Annotated in this window: 16 protein-coding genes; 9 read left to right on the top strand and 7 right to left on the bottom strand. The window is 73.9% G+C overall.

Annotated features, from left to right (window positions below):
- Positions 1-119: 119 nt before the first annotated feature.
- Together V1634_RS25400 and aspS are read right to left on the bottom strand one after the other, a co-directional pair.
- Positions 120-1652: a hypothetical protein gene (locus V1634_RS25400; protein WP_331210405.1), complete on the bottom strand. Its 1533-nt coding sequence runs from the start codon at positions 1650-1652 to the stop codon at positions 120-122.
- A 123-nt stretch (positions 1653-1775) separates the two neighbouring features.
- The gene (gene aspS / locus V1634_RS25395) at positions 1776-3584 is read right to left on the bottom strand and encodes an aspartate--tRNA ligase (RefSeq protein WP_331210404.1); all 1809 of its coding nucleotides are present in this window, start codon (positions 3582-3584) and stop codon (positions 1776-1778) included.
- A gap of 149 nt (positions 3585-3733) precedes the next feature.
- On the opposite strand from aspS, the gene V1634_RS25390 reads away from it, so the two are divergent.
- The gene (locus V1634_RS25390) at positions 3734-4387 is read left to right on the top strand and encodes an alpha-ketoglutarate-dependent dioxygenase AlkB (protein WP_331210403.1); all 654 of its coding nucleotides are present in this window, start codon (positions 3734-3736) and stop codon (positions 4385-4387) included.
- A gap of 83 nt (positions 4388-4470) precedes the next feature.
- Here the strand turns inward: V1634_RS25390 and V1634_RS25385 are convergent, their stop codons facing one another.
- The 3 genes from V1634_RS25385 to V1634_RS25375 all read right to left on the bottom strand — a co-directional run bounded on the left by V1634_RS25385 (position 4471) and on the right by V1634_RS25375 (position 7645).
- Positions 4471-4974: a GbsR/MarR family transcriptional regulator gene (locus tag V1634_RS25385; RefSeq protein ID WP_331210401.1), complete on the bottom strand. Its 504-nt coding sequence runs from the start codon at positions 4972-4974 to the stop codon at positions 4471-4473.
- Positions 4975-5105: 131 nt separating this feature from the next.
- Positions 5106-6734: an ABC transporter permease gene (locus tag V1634_RS25380; protein ID WP_331210400.1), complete on the bottom strand. Its 1629-nt coding sequence runs from the start codon at positions 6732-6734 to the stop codon at positions 5106-5108.
- Entirely contained in the window at positions 6734-7645 is a 912-nt protein-coding gene (locus V1634_RS25375; protein ID WP_331210399.1) for an ABC transporter ATP-binding protein, read from the bottom strand. Before V1634_RS25375 ends, V1634_RS25380 begins: the two co-directional genes overlap by 1 nt.
- 202 nt (positions 7646-7847) lie before the next feature.
- Here V1634_RS25375 and V1634_RS25370 point away from each other — a divergent pair, with 202 nt between their 5' ends.
- Genes V1634_RS25370 through V1634_RS25340 form a run of 7 tightly spaced genes read left to right on the top strand, consistent with a single transcriptional unit; the run spans position 7848 to position 13372 of the window.
- Positions 7848-8150: an urease subunit gamma gene (locus V1634_RS25370; protein ID WP_101371287.1), complete on the top strand. Its 303-nt coding sequence runs from the start codon at positions 7848-7850 to the stop codon at positions 8148-8150.
- Entirely contained in the window at positions 8147-8530 is a 384-nt protein-coding gene (locus V1634_RS25365; RefSeq protein ID WP_331210398.1) for an urease subunit beta, read from the top strand. Before V1634_RS25370 ends, V1634_RS25365 begins: the two co-directional genes overlap by 4 nt.
- Positions 8527-10236, top strand: coding sequence for an urease subunit alpha (locus tag V1634_RS25360; RefSeq protein WP_331210397.1), 1710 nt, complete (start codon positions 8527-8529; stop codon positions 10234-10236). The genes V1634_RS25365 and V1634_RS25360 overlap by 4 nt, the downstream gene beginning before the upstream one ends.
- Positions 10237-10249: 13 nt before the next feature.
- Entirely contained in the window at positions 10250-10915 is a 666-nt protein-coding gene (locus tag V1634_RS25355) for an urease accessory protein UreF (RefSeq protein ID WP_331210396.1), read from the top strand.
- Positions 10905-11717, top strand: a complete 813-nt coding sequence (ureG, locus tag V1634_RS25350) for an urease accessory protein UreG (protein WP_456238623.1) — start codon at positions 10905-10907, stop codon at positions 11715-11717. The genes V1634_RS25355 and ureG overlap by 11 nt, the downstream gene beginning before the upstream one ends.
- A complete protein-coding gene (locus V1634_RS25345) occupies positions 11717-12676 on the top strand; it encodes an urease accessory protein UreD (protein WP_331210395.1) in 960 nt (319 codons plus the stop codon). Before ureG ends, V1634_RS25345 begins: the two co-directional genes overlap by 1 nt.
- A gap of 9 nt (positions 12677-12685) precedes the next feature.
- Positions 12686-13372, top strand: coding sequence for a DUF998 domain-containing protein (locus tag V1634_RS25340; RefSeq protein WP_331210394.1), 687 nt, complete (start codon positions 12686-12688; stop codon positions 13370-13372).
- Positions 13373-13460: 88 nt separating this feature from the next.
- On the opposite strand, the gene V1634_RS25335 is transcribed toward V1634_RS25340, so the two are convergent.
- Positions 13461-14501 (bottom strand): S1 family peptidase, encoded by a 1041-nt coding sequence (locus V1634_RS25335; protein ID WP_331210393.1) that lies wholly within the window; start codon positions 14499-14501, stop codon positions 13461-13463.
- Positions 14502-14713: 212 nt separating this feature from the next.
- Between V1634_RS25335 and V1634_RS25330 the strand changes: the two genes are divergently transcribed.
- Positions 14714-15562, top strand: coding sequence for a GDSL-type esterase/lipase family protein (locus V1634_RS25330; RefSeq protein WP_331210392.1), 849 nt, complete (start codon positions 14714-14716; stop codon positions 15560-15562).
- Positions 15563-15578: 16 nt separating this feature from the next.
- Here V1634_RS25330 and V1634_RS25325 read toward each other — a convergent pair whose 3' ends face one another.
- The gene (locus V1634_RS25325) at positions 15579-17780 is read right to left on the bottom strand and encodes a WD40 repeat domain-containing protein (RefSeq protein WP_331210391.1); all 2202 of its coding nucleotides are present in this window, start codon (positions 17778-17780) and stop codon (positions 15579-15581) included.
- Positions 17781-17861 lie beyond the last annotated feature (81 nt).

The raw sequence follows: 17861 nt of genomic DNA, 5'->3' as shown, positions 1-17861 counted from the left end.
GGGGGGGTGGCGCCGGAACACCCCGGTGCGGGGCGGGCGGGCGGGGGGCCCCCGGCCGCCACGCCATCACCTATGGCACCGCCCCGCCCCCCAACGGGAGGCCGTCATCGCGCCTCCGGTCAGCCGCCCGGGAACGAGTTCGGGTCGACCTCGCTGGTCTGGGCGTTGCCACCCGCGACCGGGGTCAGCGTGATCGTCCAGATCGTGTACTGGCTGGAGGTGGTGGTGAACTTGAAGGTGTCCTCGAACCGCTGGAAGTTGCAGTTCCGGCTGAACGCCTTGGCCCGGGCGTCCCAGTCCTTGCCACCGGTCATGTAGATCCGGTAGGTGCCGTCCTTGATCGAGGAGACGGTGTGCTTGCCCTTGGCCCGGACGTAGACGCTGACCGTCGGCGTCTTGGCGCTGCCCAGCACCAGGTTGATGACCGCGTCGCTGCTGCCACCGTTTTCGATCTTCAGTTGCCCCTGCCCGCTGCGCACCCGCTTGATGTACGCGCCGTTGCTCAGCCGCCGGTTGCTGTCCGCCGTCTTCTTCGGTACGAACTTGCCGACCTGGTACGGCTGCGCCGGGTCCGCCGCCGCCAGCGCCTGCTGCGCGGTGCGTACGTCCTCGGCGGCCGGGTCCCGACTCAGCCGGGCCAGCGCCGACGAACCGAGGCAGACCTCGCCGGCCCCGGCGGCCGAACCGGTCTCGGTGATCGAGTCGACCATGCCCTCCAGCCCGCGCAGCAGGTCGGCGTGCGCCGTCGCGGCGTTCTGCGGCGGCACCACGTCGGACAGTGCACTGATCTGCTGGTCGAGCGTCCGCCCGATGGTGCCGGCGGCCGTACCCACCGCCTTGGGGTTCTTGGCCGCGGCGAGCTGGGTGAAGCCGGGCGTCAACGCCTTGTCGACCTCGGCCAGCAGCGCCTGGTATTCCTGGACGCCGATCGGCGCCGCGCTCGGCGACGGCTCGCCGTCCTGCCCGGATGCCGTCCGGTTCGAGGGCGGGTCGTCGGAGCCCCGGTTGCCGACCCAGATCAGCAGCGGTACCGCCAGGGCGACCAGCAGCACGACGGCGACGGCACCGCCGACGATGGCGATGATCTTGCCGCGCCCGGACTTGGCGGGGGGTGGCGGGGGAAACGCACCGAACTGCGGCGGTCCGCCGAACGGCGGGCCGGGCGGACCGGCGCCGAACGGGGTCGGTGGACCCGAGACCGGCGGCGGCGCCCCGAACGGCGTGGTCGGCGGGCCCGAGACCGGCGGGGTGCCGAACGCGGCGGTCGGCGGGGCCGAGACCGGCGGGGTGCCGAACGGAGCCGTCGGCGGGGCCGAGACCGGCGGGGGCGCCCCGAACGGCGTGGTCGGCGGGGCCGACGTCACCGGTGGGACCGGGCCGGGCGTACCGAAGGGAGCGGCTCCGAAGCTCGTGGGGACCGCGCCGCCTCCGCCCGGCACGATCCGGATCTGGACGTACGCGTCCCGGGGCGGGCCGCCGGGCACGGTCGCCGGCCCGATGCCGGGCAGTCGCAGTACGGTGCCGTCGCCGAGCCCGGCCGGGATCCGCAGGGGGGTGCTCTGGCCCGACCAGGGCAGGACGACGGTCTTGACGACCTCGGTTCCCGCCTCGCTCGGGTCCAGGTCGATGATCAGATCAGGGTTGGGCGCCATGGACCGAGTATGAGCATCCGAAGCAAGTCGATTGCCGCCCACCCCCGGCCGTCCCGGCGCAGGCCCTCGGCCGGTGCCTCCCGGTACGTCCGACGACGTCCGGGAGGCACCGGCACGAATGCCTCAGGAGGGCTCGACCGGGGCGGCCACCCCGGCGGTGCCGCCGTGCGGCGCTGCCGCCGGCTTCGGCTTGGCGTCGATGCCCGCCTCGGCCCGCTGCTGCGCGGTGATCGGCGTCGGCGCGCTGGTCAGCGGGTCGAACCCGCCCCGGGTCTTCGGGAAGGCGATCACCTCGCGAATCGAGTCCGCCCCGGCCAGCAGCATGCAGACCCGGTCCCAGCCGAGGGCGATCCCGCCGTGCGGCGGCGGCCCGTACTTGAACGCCTCCAGCAGGAAGCCGAACTTGTCGGCCGCGTCCTCCGGGCTGATGCCGAGCAGGTCGAAGACCCGGCGCTGTACGTCGGCCCGGTGGATACGGATCGAGCCGCCGCCGATCTCGTTGCCGTTGCAGACGATGTCGTACGCGTACGCCAGCGCCCGGTCCGGTGCCTCCTCGAACCGGTCCACCCAGTCGGCGTTCGGCGACGTGAACGGGTGGTGCACGGCCGTCCAGCCACCATCGTCGGTGCGCTCGAACATCGGCGCGTCGACCACCCAGCAGAACGCCCAGGCGCTCTCGTCGACCAGGCCGGCCCGCTTGGCGATCTCGATCCGGGCCGCGCCGAGCAGCTCCTGCGCCTCCCGCCGGTTCGCGCTCGCGGCGAAGAAGACCGCGTCACCCGGCTTCGCCCCGACCGCGTCGGCCAGCCCGGCCAGGTGCTCGGCCGACAGGTTCTTGGCCACCGGCCCCCGGGCCTCGCCCGACTCGGCATCCAGCACCACGTACGCCAGGCCACGGGCGCCGCGCGCCTTCGCCCAGTCCTGCCAGCCGTCCAGCTCCTTGCGGCTCTGCCCGGCACCGCCCGGCATCACCACCGCGCCCACGTAGCCACCGGCGTCGATCGCCCCGGCGAAGACCCGGAACTCGGTGCCGCGCAGGTAGTCGGTCAGCTCGGTCAGCTCGACCCCGTAGCGCAGGTCGGGCTTGTCGGAGCCGTACCGGTCCATGGCGTCGTGCCAGGTGATCCGGGGAATCGGCCGGCTGATCTCGTGCCCGGCCAGCTCCCGCCAGAGCGTCGCGACGATCTCCTCACCGAGGTCGATCACGTCGTCCTCGGTGACGAAGGACATCTCGATGTCGAGCTGGGTGAACTCCGGCTGCCGGTCGGCCCGGAAGTCCTCGTCCCGGTAGCAGCGGGCGATCTGGTAGTAGCGCTCCATCCCGCCGACCATCAGCAACTGCTTGAAGAGCTGCGGGGACTGCGGCAGGGCGTACCAGGTGCCGGGCTGGAGGCGTACCGGCACCAGGAAGTCGCGGGCGCCCTCCGGCGTCGACCGGGTCAGGGTCGGCGTCTCGATCTCCAGGAAGTCGCGGGAGTGCAGCACGCTCCGGGCGAGCTGGTTGGCGGCCGAGCGCAGCCGCAGCGCCCGGGCCGGCCCGCCGCGCCGCAGGTCCAGGTAGCGGTACTTGAGGCGTACGTCGTCGCCGGCCTCCACCTGGTCGTCGACCGGCAGCGGCAGCGGCGCCGCCTCGGAGAGGATCTCCAGCCGGTCGACCGTCACCTCGATCTCGCCGGTGGCCAGCTCGGGGTTGTCGTTCCCCTCGGGGCGGCGGGTCACCTCGCCGGTGACCTGGACGCAGTACTCGTTGCGCAGCGCGTGCGCCGAATCCATCCCCTCGCGGAAGACCACCTGCACGACCCCGGAGGCGTCCCGCAGGTCGACGAAGATGACTCCGCCGTGGTCCCGCCGGCGGGCGACCCAACCGGCGAGGGTCACCGTGCTGCCGGCGTCCACCGCGCGCAGGGTGCCGGCGTCATGGGTACGGATCACGACAGGTGTCTCCTCACGTCTGTCCGGGCGGTCCGGGCTGCTGTCCGACATTCTGTCAGGACGGCCCGCACCGCCCGGCGCCCCACCCGCCGCGATCACCTAAACCCTCCTGGTCGTACGTGCGTTCGAGTGGGGGTTACCATCACCGCATGACGTCCGGCGCCTACCAGCCCTCGATGCTGGACCTCGCCACCGGTGCGGGGATCGCCGGTGACGGTGCCGGGCTCGGTCCGCTCACCGGAGCACTCCGGCGGCACGAACTGAGTTCGGGTGCCTGGGTCGACCACCTGCCCGGCTGGGTCGAGGGCTCCGACGCCGTGCTGGGTACCCTGCTCGACCGGGTCGACTGGCAGGCCGAACGCCGCCGGATGTACGACGGCGTGGTCGACGTCCCCCGGCTGCTCCGCTGGTACGCCGGCGGCGAGCCGCTCCCGCACCCGGTGCTGGACGCCGCCCGGGAGAGGCTGAGCCGGCACTACTCGGCCGAGTTGGGCGAGCCGTTCGTCACCGCCGGGATGTGTCTCTACCGCGACGGGCGGGACAGCGTCGCCTGGCACGGTGACACCCACGGCCGCTCGGCCCGCGAGGACACCATGGTCGCGATCGTCTCCTTCGGTTCGCCCCGGCCGCTGCTGCTGCGCCCGCGCGGCGGCGGGCCGAGCCTGCGCTTCCCGCTCGGGCACGGCGACCTGGTCGTGATGGGCGGTTCCTGTCAACGCACCTGGGAGCACGCCGTCCCGAAGACGTCCCGCCCGGTCGGTCCCCGGGTCAGCGTGCAGTTCCGGCCGGCTGGCGTCGCCTGACCAGCCCCCGGCCGCACAGGGTCCGGCCGAGTGCAGTCCGGCCGGGTCCCGGTCGTCGGGCCCGCCGGAGCGCTCGACGAGAGTCAGCCGGGCGGCCGCTCTCCGGGCTTGCGCCGCCGGGTCTCGTTCCACCGCTGCACGAGCGCGGCCATCTCGTCCTGGACGAAGAAGAGGAAGTCGCGCATGTCGGCCAGCCGGGTACCGGACGGTGAGTCGTCGCCGCCGACCGCGACCACTCCCTGGTGCATCAGGTCGCCGAGTTTCTGGTAGACCCCGCTCTGCACCGCCGCCGTGTACCAGATGTCGTCCGGGGCGTGGTAGCGGTCCCGCCGGGAGTTCGGCACCGGCTCCCGCAGCACCAGGTTGACGTGCAGGAGATAGCGCAGCGCGCCGGAGATGGCGGCGGCGCTGACGCCGAGCCGCTGCGCGATCTCCCCGGCGGTGAGCCCGGGCTCGTCGGTCACCATCAGGGCGCCCAGCACCCGGGCCGCCATCCGGGGTACGCCGAGGTCGCTGAAGGACAACGCGAACTGCTCGACGAAGCGGCGCACGGCCTCCTCGTCCCGAGGAACCTCGATTCGCGTCATTCCCGTCCTTCGCTAGTTTCTGAAGATCGTGTAATTGTGCCTCAACCCCGTGTGAGCAGGCCAACGGCTCCAGCCGCGCCCGTCGGGGCGCGGCTGGAGTGGCGGTACGGGTGGCTGGCGGGCGGTACGGGTCAGAGTGCCAGGTCACGCCGCCGGAACAGGGCCAGACCGGCGGCACCGAGCGCCACCGCCAGCACCGCGAGCAGCACCAGCGGGGTCGCCGAGAGTTCGGCGGAGGGCAGCGCCGGTACGTGGCTGAAGGGGGAGACGTCCCGGACCGCCTGGGGCAGGTTCAGCAGCTCGCCGAACTGACCGGCGATCAGGCTGACGGCGAAGCCGAACCAGCCCAGCCCGACGGCGAGCCGGGGCAGCAGGCCGAAGACCAGCACGACGTACCCGATCATGATCAGCGCCGGGGCGGTCTGCACCAGTGCGGCGGGGCCGAGGTCCGCGAGCCGGTCGGCGAGGCCACCGGCGCTCAACCCGGCGACCAGGCCCGCCGAGAGGCCCGCGAGCAGCAGCAGGAAGACCGCGCCCAGGGCGGCGACGAGCAGGTGGCCGCCAAGCCAGCGCAGCCGGCCGGTGGCCGTGGCGAGCAGCGGCTCGGCCCGCCCGCCGGCCTCCTCGGCCCGGACCCGCAGCATCGCCTGCACCACGTAGCCGGCCGCCATCGCGCCGACCATCGCCAGCATCGCGGTGTAGAACGAATCGGACAGTGCCCCCTCGCCGCCGAGTTCCCGGATGGTCCGCGCGGCACCCTCGTTGCCGGCGAACGCGTCCTCGACCGCGCCGGCCAGCGAGCCGATGGTCACCCCGAACAGGCCGATCGCGACGGCCCAGCCGAACAGCGTGCCGCGCTGGAGCCGCCAGGCCAGGCCGAGCGGGCTGAGCAGCCCGGTCGAAGCCCGGCCCGGACCGGGCCGGGCGGAGATCATGCCCATCCCGATGTCCCGGCGGTCGGCCAGCACGAAGGCCACCGCGAGCAGGATGGCGAAGACTCCCACCGGGAGCGCCAGCACCCACCAGCGGTTGTCGGCGAACGGCCGGAGCAGGGTGGCCCAGCCGATCGGGGAGAGCCAGGACGGCCAGGCGCTGGTCATGGTGTAGCCGTCCGGCCGGACGTCGCCGAACGCGTCGCCGAGCCCGCGCAGCAGATAGCCGGCGCCGATCGTGGCGGCGGCGATCCCGTTCGCCGCCCGCGCGCCCTGGCTCACCTGGGCGGCGACCGCCGCGAAGGCCGCGAAGGTCAGGCCGGCGGCGCCGACACCGAGGCCGAAGGCGACCGAACCGGCGGCCGGCAGGCCGTTGCCGATCAGGGCCAGCGCGAGCAGCGTGGCCAGCAGCAGGTTCGCCGCGGCGGTGACGATCATGGCTGCGGCGAGGCTGGCGTGCCGGCCGACCACCATCGAGCCGATCATCTCGGTACGGCCGGTCTCCTCGTTCTGCCTGGTGTGCCGGACCACGGTGAGGGTGCTCATGAACCCGGCCAGCACGGCGAGGAAGGTGAGGATCTGGAAGGCCATCATGTCGCCGTCGCTGACCCCGGTCGGTGCGTTGCGCAGCATCAGGATCGCCGGGGTGTCGACGGCGGTACGCAGCGCGGTCAACCGCGCCGCCTCGGTCGGGAACTGCTCCCGCACGGCCGTGTACGTGAAGGAGGCCAGCACCGTCGTACCGACGATCCACAGTGGTAGTTGGATCCGGTCGCGGCGCAGCGCCAGCCGGGTGAGCCGGGCGGTGCCGGTGAAGGTGCCGCCCATCACACGCCAGCCAGTTCGTCCCGGGCCTCCCGGCCGCCGTAGTGCCGCATGAACAGCTCCTCCAGCGAGGGCGGTGCACTCGTCAGCGCGCGCAACTCGAAGCGGTGCAGGTGTCCCAGCACCGGATCCAGCTCGGCGGAGTCGACGTCGAACCGGGCGTGCGTCCCCTCGATCCGGGCGTCGTGCACCCCGGCCAGTTCGGCCAACCCGGTGATCGGCCGGGCGGTCTGCACGGAGATCGAGGTACGGGTCAGGTGCCGCAACTGCGCCAGCGTGCCGGACTCCACGGTCCGGCCCTGCCGGATGATGCTCACCCGGTCGCAGAGCGCCTCCACCTCGGAGAAGATGTGGCTGGAGAGCAACACGGTCCGGCCCCGCCGCTTCAGCTCGCGTACGCACTCCTGGAAGACCGCCTCCATCAGCGGGTCGAGCCCGGAGGTCGGCTCGTCGAGGATGTAGAGCTCGACGTCGGAGGCGAAGGCGGCGACCACGGCGACCTTCTGCCGGTTGCCCTTGGAGTAGGTCCGGGCCTTCTTGGTCGGGTCGAGTTCGAAGCGCTCCAGCAGCTCGTCCCGGCGGCGCCGGTCCAGCCCGCCGCGCAACGCCCCGAAGAGGTCGATCGCCTCGCCGCCGGTCAGGTTCGGCCAGAGGTTCACGTCGCCGGGCACGTAGGCCAGTCGCCGGTGCAGCGCCACCGCGTCCCGCCACGGGTGTCCGCCGAGCAGGCTCACCTGACCGGCGTCGGCCCGGAGCAACCCCAGCAGTACCCGGATCGTGGTCGACTTCCCGGCGCCGTTCGGGCCGAGGAAGCCGTGCACCTCGCCGACGTCGACGGAGAGGTCCAGCCCGTCCAGCGCACGGCTCCGGCCGAAGGACTTGACCACGCCGGAGACCGAGATAGCAGTAGTCATGGGGCCGACGGTACGCCCATTTCACAACTTTGTGAAAACTCAGAAGCGTCAGGATTTCGTCAAGATACGACCTCCTCCCCCGACGGTTCCGCCGGCTGATCCACCGGCCCGGCGGGTCGTCCCCGGCACGCGGCGGCCGTAACCTCATCGAAATCTCTGACTGACACGATCCGCTGAGTCCTCGCCCGCTGCGGAGGTGTAGATGTTCCTCACCCGTCACGAGCAAGAACGGCTGATGGTCCATGTCGCGGCCGATCTGGCGTGGCGCCGGCGTGAGCGCGGGCTGCGGCTCAACCATCCGGAGGCGGTCGCCGTGATCACGGCGTTCCTGCTGGAGAGCGCCCGGGACGGGCGTACCGTCGCCGAGCTGATGGAGACCGGGCGGACCGTGCTCGGCCGCGACGACGTACTCGACGGCGTCCCGGAGATGATCGCGGAGGTACAGGTGGAGGCGACCTTCCCCGACGGCACGAAGCTGGTGACCGTACACGAGCCGATTCCGTGACGGGGGCGGGCGTGATCCCCGGCGAACTGCTGCCCGGTACGGGCGACGTGACGATCAACCCCGGCCGACCCGTGCGCACCCTGGCCGTGCTGAACACCGGGGACCGGCCGGTCCAGGTCGGCTCGCACTACCACTTCGCCGAGGCGAACCCGGCGCTGGAGTTCGACCGGGCGGCAGCCTGGGGACACCGGCTCGGGGTACCCGCCGGCACCTCCGTGCGGTTCGAGCCGGGCATCGGCCGGGACGTCGACCTGGTGCCGCTCGGCGGCGGCCGGATCGTCCCCGGCCTGCGCGGCGAGTGCGCCGGCCCGCTGGACCCGCCCGACGCCGACCCCGCACCCGATCCGGTCGCGCCGGAGCGCGCCGGGGAGGCCCCGTGAGCACCCTGGACCGGCGCCGGTACGCCGCCCTGTACGGCCCCACCGTCGGCGACCGGATCCGGCTCGCCGACACCAACCTGCTGATCGAGGTCGAGCAGGACCACTGCGGGTACGGCGACGAGGCGGTCTTCGGCGGCGGCAAGGTGATCCGCGAGTCGATGGGCCAGTCCCTGGTCACCCGCGCCGGCGGCGCCCCGGACACGGTGATCACCGGTGCGCTGGTGCTGGACCACTGGGGCGTGGTCAAGGCCGACGTGGGGATCCGGGACGGCCGGATCGTCGCGCTCGGCAAGGCCGGCAACCCGGACACCATGGACGGGGTCCACCCCGAGCTGGTGATCGGACCGGGCACCGAGATCATCTCCGGCAACGGCAGGATCCTCACGGCCGGTGCGATCGACAGCCACGTACACCTGATCTGCCCGCAGATCCTGGAAACCGCGCTGGCCAGCGGGATCACCACGATCATCGGCGGCGGCACCGGCCCGGCCGAGGGGACCAAGGCGACCACGGTCACCCCGAACCCGTGGTATCTGGGGCGGATGCTGGAGGCGCTCGACCCCTGGCCGGTCAACGTGCTGCTGCTCGGCAAGGGCAACACGGTCAGCGAGGAGTCGCTCTGGGAGCAGCTGCGCGGCGGGGCGGGCGGCTTCAAGCTGCACGAGGACTGGGGCACCACCCCGGCCGCGATCGACGCCTGCCTGCGGGTCGCCGACGCCTCCGGGGTGCAGGTCGCGATCCACACCGACACGCTCAACGAGGCCGGTTTCGTCGAGGACACCCTGCGGGCGATCGGCGGACGGTCGATCCACGCGTACCACACCGAGGGGGCGGGCGGCGGGCACGCGCCGGACATCATCCGGGTCGCCGCCGAGCCGAACGTACTGCCGTCGTCGACCAACCCGACCCGGCCGTACACCCGGAACACCCTCGACGAGCACCTCGACATGCTGATGGTCTGCCACCACCTCAACCCGACCGTGCCGGAGGACCTGGCGTTCGCGGAGAGCCGGATCCGGCCCAGCACCATGGCCGCCGAGGACGTGCTGCACGACCTCGGCGCGATCTCGATGATCGGCTCGGACTCGCAGGCGATGGGGCGGGTCGGCGAGGTGATCCTGCGTACCTGGCAGACCGCACACGTGATGAAGGCCCGGCGCGGCGCGCTGCCCGGTGACGGCGCCGCCGACAACGCACGGGCCCGCCGCTACGTCGCGAAGTACACCATCTGCCCGGCCGTCGCACACGGCATCGACGGCGAGGTGGGCTCGGTCGAGCCGGGCAAGCTCGCCGACCTGGTGCTCTGGGACCCGGCCTTCTTCGGGGTACGCCCGCACCTGGTGATCAAGGGCGGCATGATCGCCCTCGGCCAGATGGGCGACGCCAACGCCTCGATCCCGACGCCGCAGCCGATGCTGCCCCGGCCGATGTTCGGCGCATACGGCGCAGCACCCGCCGCGACCAGTCTCGCCTTCGTCGCCCCGGCCGCCATCGACGCGCTGCTCGCCGACCGGATCGGGATCCGCCGGACGTTGGCCCCGGTGGCCGACACCCGGTCCCGGGGCAAGGCCGACCTGCCGGGCAACGACGCCCTGCCGCGCATCGAGGTCGAACCGGACACCTTCACGGTGCGCATCGACGGTGCGGTCGTGGAGCCCGAGCCGGCGGTCGAGCTGCCGATGGCCCAGCGCTACTTCCTCTTCTGAGGGCCGGACCGTCGTGACCGGACTCGCCACCCTCCTCGTACTCGCCGACGGGCGGCTGCCCGCCGGCGGCCACGCCCACTCGGGCGGGCTGGAGGCGGCGGTGACCAGCGGCCGGCTCCGCGACCTCGCCGGCCTCGCCGGATTCCTCCGGGGCCGGCTCGGCACCACCGGCCGGGTCACCGCCGCCTTCGCCGCTGCCGCCTGCGCCGCCGGGACGGGGGACCCCGACCGCTCCCGGCTCGACGCGCTGGACGAGGGGCTGGACGCCCGTACCCCCTCCCCGGCCCTGCGCCGGACCTCCCGGGCACAGGGCCGGGCCCTGCTGCGCGCCGGCCGGGCGATCTGGTCGGTCGACCCGGCCCGCCGGGACCGGCACCATCCGGTCGCGCTCGGCATCGTGGCGGCGACAGCCGGACTCGCTCCGGTCGAGGCGGCGCTCGCCGGGGCGTACGGGACGGTCAGCGGCCCGGCCAGTGCCGCCGTACGGCTGCTCGGGCTGGACCCGTACGCCGTGCACGCCCTGCTCGCCGAGTTGGCCGGCCCTTGCGACCGGCTGGCCGCACTCGCCGCCGCCGGGGCGGACGATCCGGTCGACCGACTGCCCGCCGACTCCGCCCCGCTGCTGGAGATCGGCGCCGAGGTCCACGCGAGCTGGGAGGTGCGTCTCTTTGCATCCTGACCGACCCGACCCCGAAACCGGCATCCGCCGACAACCCGACGGCGCGACGCCGCACCAGCACACCGAGGGCGAGACGCCGCACCGGCACACCGACGGCGAGGTCCCGCACCGGCACCCGGATCCGGACGTCGACCCCCATCCCCCACTGCGGCGGTCGGCGGGCGGCGGACCGGTCCGGGTCGGCATCGGCGGCCCGGTCGGCTCGGGCAAGACCGCCCTGGTCGCGGCGCTGTGCCGGACCCTCGCCGACGAACTGCGGCTGGCCGTGGTCACCAACGACATCTACACCACCGAGGATGCGGATTTCCTGCTCCGCAACGGCGTACTGCCGGCCGAGCGGATCCGGGCGGTGGAGACCGGCTGCTGCCCGCACACCGCGATCCGGGACGACATCTCGGCCAACCTGGACGCGGTGGAGGAGCTGGAGATGCTGCTCGGGCCGCTGGACCTGATCCTGGTGGAGAGCGGCGGCGACAACCTCACCGCCACCTTCAGCCGAGGGCTGGTGGACCGGCAGATCTTCGTCGTCGACGTGGCCGGCGGGGACAAGGTGCCGCGCAAGGGCGGCCCGGGGGTGACCGGCGCGGACCTGCTGGTGGTGAACAAGACCGACCTCGCCCCGCTGGTCGGGGCCGACCTGTCGGTGATGGCCCGGGACGCGGCCGCCCGGCGCGGCGCGCTGCCCACCCTCTTCCTCTCCCTGGTGGAGGATCCGGCCGCCACCCCGGTCGCCGACTGGATCCGCTCGCTGCTGCCGGCGCCCGCGGTCCCGGTCAACGACCGCCCGGGACACCCGGGCTGATGCGGGCGCTGGCCCGGATCGTCGCCGAGGCCGACCCGCTGCGCGGAACCCGGCTGACCGTGCTGCGCGGCGAACCGCCGCTGCTGCCGCGCCGGACCGGACCGGTCGACCCGGCGGCCCCGGACCGCGAGGTCGAACTGCACCTCGTCGGTGGCGCGGCCGGTCCGCTCGGTGGCGACCGGCTGCGGATCGAGATCGAGGTCGGGCCGGGGGCGCGACTCTGCGTACGGAGTGTCGCCGCGTCGCTGGCGCTGCCGGCCCGGGACGGTGCCGAGTCCCGGCTCGCCGTACGGGCCCGGGTGGCGGCCGGTGGACGGCTGCGCTGGCTGCCCGAGCCGCTGATCGGGGCGGCCGGCTGTGCGCACCGGACCGACTGTCGGGTCGAACTCGCCGAGGGCGCGGCGCTGTACTGGCGTGAGGAACTGGTCTGCGGCCGGCACGCCGAGCCGGTCGGCGACGTACGGCTGGAGATGACGGCGCGGTACGGCGGCCGTACGCTGCTCCGCAACGATCTCGCGGTCGGGCCCGGCGCGGCCGGCTGGGCCGGCCCGGCGGTGCTCGGCGGCGGCCGGGCGGTGGGTTCGGTGCTGATGGTCGACCCGGCCTGGACCGAAACTCCGCCACCCCGACCGGCCCTCCGCGACCCGGTGGCGGGGCCCGGTTCCGGCGCACCGGGCCGGGCCTGGCCGACCGGCGGGGCCCCAGCGGACCGGGTTGGGCCGACGGGCGGGGCTCCAGCGGAGCGGGGCGGACCGTCCGGGGCGGCGCCGCCGGAGGCGGGGGTGGCGGCGGCGGTGCTGCCGCTGGCGGGCGGCCCGGCCGTGCTGGTCAGTGCGGTCGGCGCGGACGCGCGGGCGGTCCGGGCCCGGCTGGACCGGGCGCTCGACTGGCCAGCCGGCACAGTGGAAGCAGGCGGCAGAGCGGCATATCGACACGTACCCGGGCATGCTGTCACGTAGTGTGACGACATGCCTCCGGTGCCCTGGTGGGCGGTTTTCTCGGCGGCGGCCCTGCCGGTGCTGCTGGTGATCGGATGGACCGTCGCGGCCGTACGGCAACCACCCGGCTACGACCCCTGGGGCGACACGGTCAGCTCACTCTCCTCGTACGGGATGCTGGACCGGCAGATCCTGATCGGCTGCCTCGCCGGACTCGGGGTGGCTCACCTGGTCACCGCGATCGGCCTGCGCCCGGTCCGCACCGCCGCCCGGCTGGTGTACGGCCTCGGCGGCGCCGCCACCGTCCTGGTGGCGGCGGTGCCGAAGGTCGACGCCCAGACTCCCCGGGTGCACGGCGTCTCCGCGGTGGTCGCCTTCGTGGCCCTGGCCGCCTGGCCGGCGGTGGCCACCCTGCCGCTACTGCGCCCCGGTCGGACCCGACACCGGCAGGACCGGCTCCGGCACGACCGGCCGGCAGGGGCTGCCCGCCCTGTGGCCGACCGGCCCTGGGTGCTGCGTCCGGTGGTCGGCACCGCCGTCTCGCTGGTGATGCTCGGGCTCGGCCTGTGGCTGGCGCTGCAGTTGCCCGACGGCGGCTGGGCGGGGTTGGCCGAACGGCTGACCGCCGGCACGGAGGCGCTCTGGCCGTTGATCGTGGTGGTGACGCTGTTCCGTCGGACCCGTCGGCGCCCGTCGCCGGCACGCCGAGCGGCGTGATCGGGCCGGTGGGTGCCGGCCGTTCGCCGACACCCACCGCAGACCCCGATCACGCCGATCGATCACCGGCCCGAATCGGCCCGGTAGATCAGTAGACCTGTACGCCGTACGCGTTGAGCGCCTCGACGACCGGCTGGAAGAACGTCGTGCCGCCGGTGCTGCAGTTGCCGCTGCCGCCCGAGGTCAGGCCGAGCGCGGTGTTGCCGGCGAAGAGCGGGCCGCCGCTGTCGCCCGGCTGGGCGCAGACGGTGGTCCGGATCAGGCCGGAGACCGTCCCGCTGCCCTGGTAGGTGACGGTGGCGTTGAGCGCGGTCACCCGGCCGCTGCGCAGCCCGGTGGTGCTGCCGCTGCGCTGCACCGACTGGTTGACGGTCGGGTTCGCCGCACCGGTGATGTCCCGGGTGCCGCTGTAGAGGTAGACGTCGCCCGGCTGCTGCGCGGTGCTGTTGTACCGCACGATGCCGTAGTCGTTGCCGGGGAAGCTGCTGCCGGCCCGGGTGCCGATCACGGAACCGCCGGAGCTGGACGACCAGTTCGCCCCGGCGTTGGTGCAGTGGCCGGCGGTGAGGAAGTAGTAGGTGCTGCCGCTGCGGACGTTGAAGCCCAGCGAGCACCGGCTGCCGCTGGTGTAGATCGCCTGACCGCCGGAGATGGTGGTGCTCAGCGTGCCGGGGATCGACTGGATCCGGACGGCAGCGCCGAAGCGCGCGGTGACGGACTTGATCTTGGCGAGTTTGGCACCGGTGACCGTGCTGTCCACGTCGACCGCGACCTGGTTGCTGACCGGGTCGACGTACCACGCGGTGCCCGGGATCCGGGCCGACCTGTCCAACTCGGCGGTGACCTGGGCCAGTTCGGCGGCACCGCGGGCGACGACCTTGGCGGTCGCCCCGGAGGCCCGGACCTGGCGGGCCGCCGCCTCGTCGGTCACGGTGACGACCATCCTGCCGTCGGCGTCCAGGTAGGTGCCGGCGGACCGGGCGCCGAGCCGCTCGGAGAGCGCCGTCGCGGCCTCCGGGGTGGCGGCCGGGGCGGCCTGCGCGGGTACGCCGATCAGCATGCCGGCGACGAGAGATCCGGCCGCGGACGCGATCGCGACAAGGCGGATCGATGACCTTGTGGGTCGCATGTAGAGCCTCCCAAGGGGGGTTTGGAGGTGTCTGCGCCGAGTTGGCACATGTGATACGAGTATTCAGACATCTAAGATCATGAACAAGATGCCTAACATATCGCCTGCAACGGGGCGTTCGCCTTATGGTCACCTCCGTTGTGGAGACTCAGGCTGCTCTATATGATTCGCCCACCCCAGCTGGCTCAGGCAACCGCGATCCGGAGGCCGCCATGTCCGCTCCCCGCCGTACCGGCACCCTTCTGTCCACACTCCTCGCCACCGTCGTGCTCGTCGGCTCGGTCGGGCTCGTCGCCGGCCCGGCACAGGCCGACCCCGGCCCACCGCCCGCCTCGATGGCCAGCCTGGGTGACTCGATCACCCGGGGCTTCAACGCCTGCGGGTGGTACGTCGACTGCCCGTCCCGCTCCTTCAGCACCGGTGACGACTCGGGAGTGCAGAGCCACTACCTGCGGATCCGGGCGGTGAACCCGGCGATCGGCGGCCGCAACCACAACGACGGACGCTCCGGTGCCAAGTCCGCGGACATGGCCGGCCAGGCCGACACCGCCGTCTCGCAGGGCGTCGACTACGTGACGATGCTGATCGGCGCGAACGACGCCTGCACCAGCTCCGAGTCGAGCATGACCCCGGTGGGGACCTTCCGGAGCAACATCGACGCCGCGCTGGGCCGACTGCGGTCCGGGCTGCCGAACGCCCGGGTGTTCGTGATCAGCGTGCCGGACATCCAGCGACTCTGGTCGGTCGGCCGGGGCAGCGCCGCCGCCCGTACCGCGTGGTCGCTCTTCGGCATCTGTCAGTCGATGCTGGCCAGCCCGACCTCCAACGCCCAGGCCGACGTGGACCGGCGCAACCGGGTACGGCAACGGGTGGTCGACTACAACAGCCAGCTCGCCGGAGCCTGCGCCGCGTACGGGTCGAACTGCGTCTTCGACGGCAACGCGGTGTTCAACTATCCGTTCACGCTCGGCCAGTTGTCCGGCTGGGACTACTTCCACCCGAACGCGTCCGGGCAGCGGGTGCTGGCCGAGATCTCGTACGGCGCCGGATTCCGCTGGTAGCAGCCGACCGACCGGGCTAACCGGCGCGGTCCGGCGGAGGACGGTAACCGACGAGTCCGTCCGCGGTCGCCACCACCAGCACCCCGGAGAGCGCGACGAGGTCGGTCACCGGTGCGGCCATCTCGATGGTCTGACCCGGTCGCCCCGGCTCGCCGACGGGCTGCCACCGCAGCACGCTCCCGTCCGCCGCCACCAGCCAGCTGGTCCGGTCGGCCCGGACGACGGCCAGCGAGCGTACCGGCCGGGTGGCCGTCAGCACGACGACGGGCTCCGGCGGCAGCTCGTCGAGGAGCGGCAGGGCCGGGCCTTCGGGCTCGCCGTCGACGTCTGCCCCGGCGTCGCCGAGGCGGCTGGCCCGGATCGACCGGACCAGCTCGGTGACGTCGGCGCAGCGGACCTGCCCGTTCCGGCCGGCTCCGAAGACCAGGCCGCGTCCGTGCACCGTCGCGGCCGCCACGGCGTACGCGGCACCGCCGTGACCGTCCAGCACCGTCCACCCGGCCGACCCCGGCGCGTCGAGTTCCCAGAGTCGTACGGTGTCGTCCTCGGCGGCGGTCAACCCGACCGGTACCCCGGCCAGCTCGCCGACCGCCACGCCCCGGATCCGGCCGGAGTGCCCGGTGACCGGCCCGTCCAGCCGGCCCGTCGCGACGTCGACCCGGAACAGCGCGGCCCCGTCGGCGACCAGCAGCAGCCGACGGCCGTCCAGCAGCGCCACGGCGAGCGGCCCCACCGGCGTGGACTCGTCGGCCGCCCCCGAGACGGCCACCGCCGACTCCGCCCCGGGGCGACCCGGGCGGTTCCGGCCGACCGGCAGTGCGGCGATCCGCTCCCCGGTGCCCGGATCCCAGAGCCGCAGGTGGTCAGGTCCGGCCCGGGCCAGCAGCGGGTGGTCGCCGGGTACCGGCGTCGCACCCGCCGGGGTCCCGCCGAGCGGCAGCTCGACCTCGACCCCGGTCGTCGGCGTGAATCCCCGGACCGGGTGCCCGGGCACCGCCGCGAGCACTACCGGCCGGGCCGCCGACCAGCCGGCCGCGAGGCGGGGCCCGGAGACATCCGGAGGGTCCGCCGACCCGTCCCCCCGGTCGGTGGACGGCAGGTCGCGGCGGAACGGGTACGGCCGCTGCGGATCCCAGACCCAGACCAGGCCCGCACCGTCCCCGGTGACCAGCATCGGCCGGCCGGCGATCTCGGCCCCGATCGTCCGGGTCGGCGCCGCCTCGTACGGGTAGCGGAACGCCTCGCCGAGTTGCCGGCCGGTCTCCGGCAACCAGGCGCGTACGGTCACGTCGTCGCCGCTCCACAGCACCGCACGCCCGCCGAGCCGGCCGGCGAGTACGGAGTTGACCTGGCCGGTGTGCCCGGTGAACGCCGGTCCGAGCGGTCCACCGGCGCGCAGGTCCCAGCCCTGGGCCACCCGGCCGGCGGCGCCGAGCAGGATCGGCCGGCCGGACAGCTCCGCGAAGGCCAGCACGGTCACCAGCCCGGCGACCTCGAAGCCGTACGCGCCGAGCGGCTCGACCCGGACGCCGTCGCCGGCCGAGGTCGACTCCAGCCGCCACAGCGACACCCGACCGGTGCTGGTGCCGACCGCCAGCACGGCGCCCTCGCCCGCCTCGGTCGCGGCGAGAACGCTGATCCGGTCGGCACCGGTCCGCAGCGTGCGCAGTCGGGCGCCCCGGTCGGCGCCGAGCGACCAGATCTCCAGGTGCGGCGATCCGCCGGTCAGCACCGCGAACGGGCGGCCGGCCAGCGCGACGGTCGCCAGCGAGCGCACGTCGCCGCACCACTGCCGCCAGCGGGTCCGGCCGGTGTCGAGGTCGCTCACCTGGAGGTAGCCGGCCCCGGCAGCCGAGACGACCAACTGCTCGCCGTCGATCCGGGCGGTCGCGGACGATCGCGCGTGGGCCCGTTCGTCCACCGCGCCGACGAGCGCACCGTCGGCCAGGTCGAGCACCACCCGGGCCCCGGCGTAGCTGGTGACCAGGGCGCGGGGGCGTCCGGTCCGGTCGTCGGTGAAGCCGACCAGCGCGGTGACCCAGGCCGGCACCGGCTGGTACGGCCCGGGGCGCGCCGGCAGCGGTCGAGGTCGCCGGCCGGCGGCGCCCCAACTCCAGAGCGGTACCCCGGTCCAGGGTGGCGGACCGGTCGGGGCCGGTTCGGCGGCGCTGGGCCGGACGGACCGCTGCGGGCTGCCCCGGGCTGTCCCGTCGGTCATCGGCGGCACGCCGTCCCGGGATGCCGCCCGTCGGCCTGGGCGACGGCCGGAGAAGAGGGAAACACGATCGTGGCGATCTCT

Source organism: Plantactinospora veratri, from assembly GCF_036421995.1.
Lineage (GTDB): Bacteria > Actinomycetota > Actinomycetes > Mycobacteriales > Micromonosporaceae > Plantactinospora > Plantactinospora veratri.
Note: the sequence above shows the minus strand (reverse complement) of the source record. Positions and strands in the feature narration are given on the sequence as shown.

Excerpts from the sequence above, each read along its gene's own strand:
- V1634_RS25400 (WP_331210405.1), bottom strand. The coding sequence starts at position 1,652 with ATGGCGCCCAACCCTGATCTGATCATCGACCTGGACCCGAGCGAGGCG.
- V1634_RS25375 (WP_331210399.1), bottom strand. The coding sequence starts at position 7,645 with ATGACTACTGCTATCTCGGTCTCCGGCGTGGTCAAGTCCTTCGGCCGG.
- V1634_RS25380 (WP_331210400.1), bottom strand. The coding sequence starts at position 6,734 with ATGGGCGGCACCTTCACCGGCACCGCCCGGCTCACCCGGCTGGCGCTG.
- V1634_RS25325 (WP_331210391.1), bottom strand. The coding sequence starts at position 17,780 with ATGACCGACGGGACAGCCCGGGGCAGCCCGCAGCGGTCCGTCCGGCCC.
- V1634_RS25345 (WP_331210395.1), top strand. The coding sequence starts at position 11,717 with ATGCGGGCGCTGGCCCGGATCGTCGCCGAGGCCGACCCGCTGCGCGGA.
- V1634_RS25330 (WP_331210392.1), top strand. The coding sequence starts at position 14,714 with ATGTCCGCTCCCCGCCGTACCGGCACCCTTCTGTCCACACTCCTCGCC.
- V1634_RS25340 (WP_331210394.1), top strand. The coding sequence starts at position 12,686 with ATGCCTCCGGTGCCCTGGTGGGCGGTTTTCTCGGCGGCGGCCCTGCCG.
- V1634_RS25370 (WP_101371287.1), top strand. The coding sequence starts at position 7,848 with ATGTTCCTCACCCGTCACGAGCAAGAACGGCTGATGGTCCATGTCGCG.
- V1634_RS25390 (WP_331210403.1), top strand. The coding sequence starts at position 3,734 with ATGACGTCCGGCGCCTACCAGCCCTCGATGCTGGACCTCGCCACCGGT.
- V1634_RS25335 (WP_331210393.1), bottom strand. The coding sequence starts at position 14,501 with ATGCGACCCACAAGGTCATCGATCCGCCTTGTCGCGATCGCGTCCGCG.
- V1634_RS25385 (WP_331210401.1), bottom strand. The coding sequence starts at position 4,974 with ATGACGCGAATCGAGGTTCCTCGGGACGAGGAGGCCGTGCGCCGCTTC.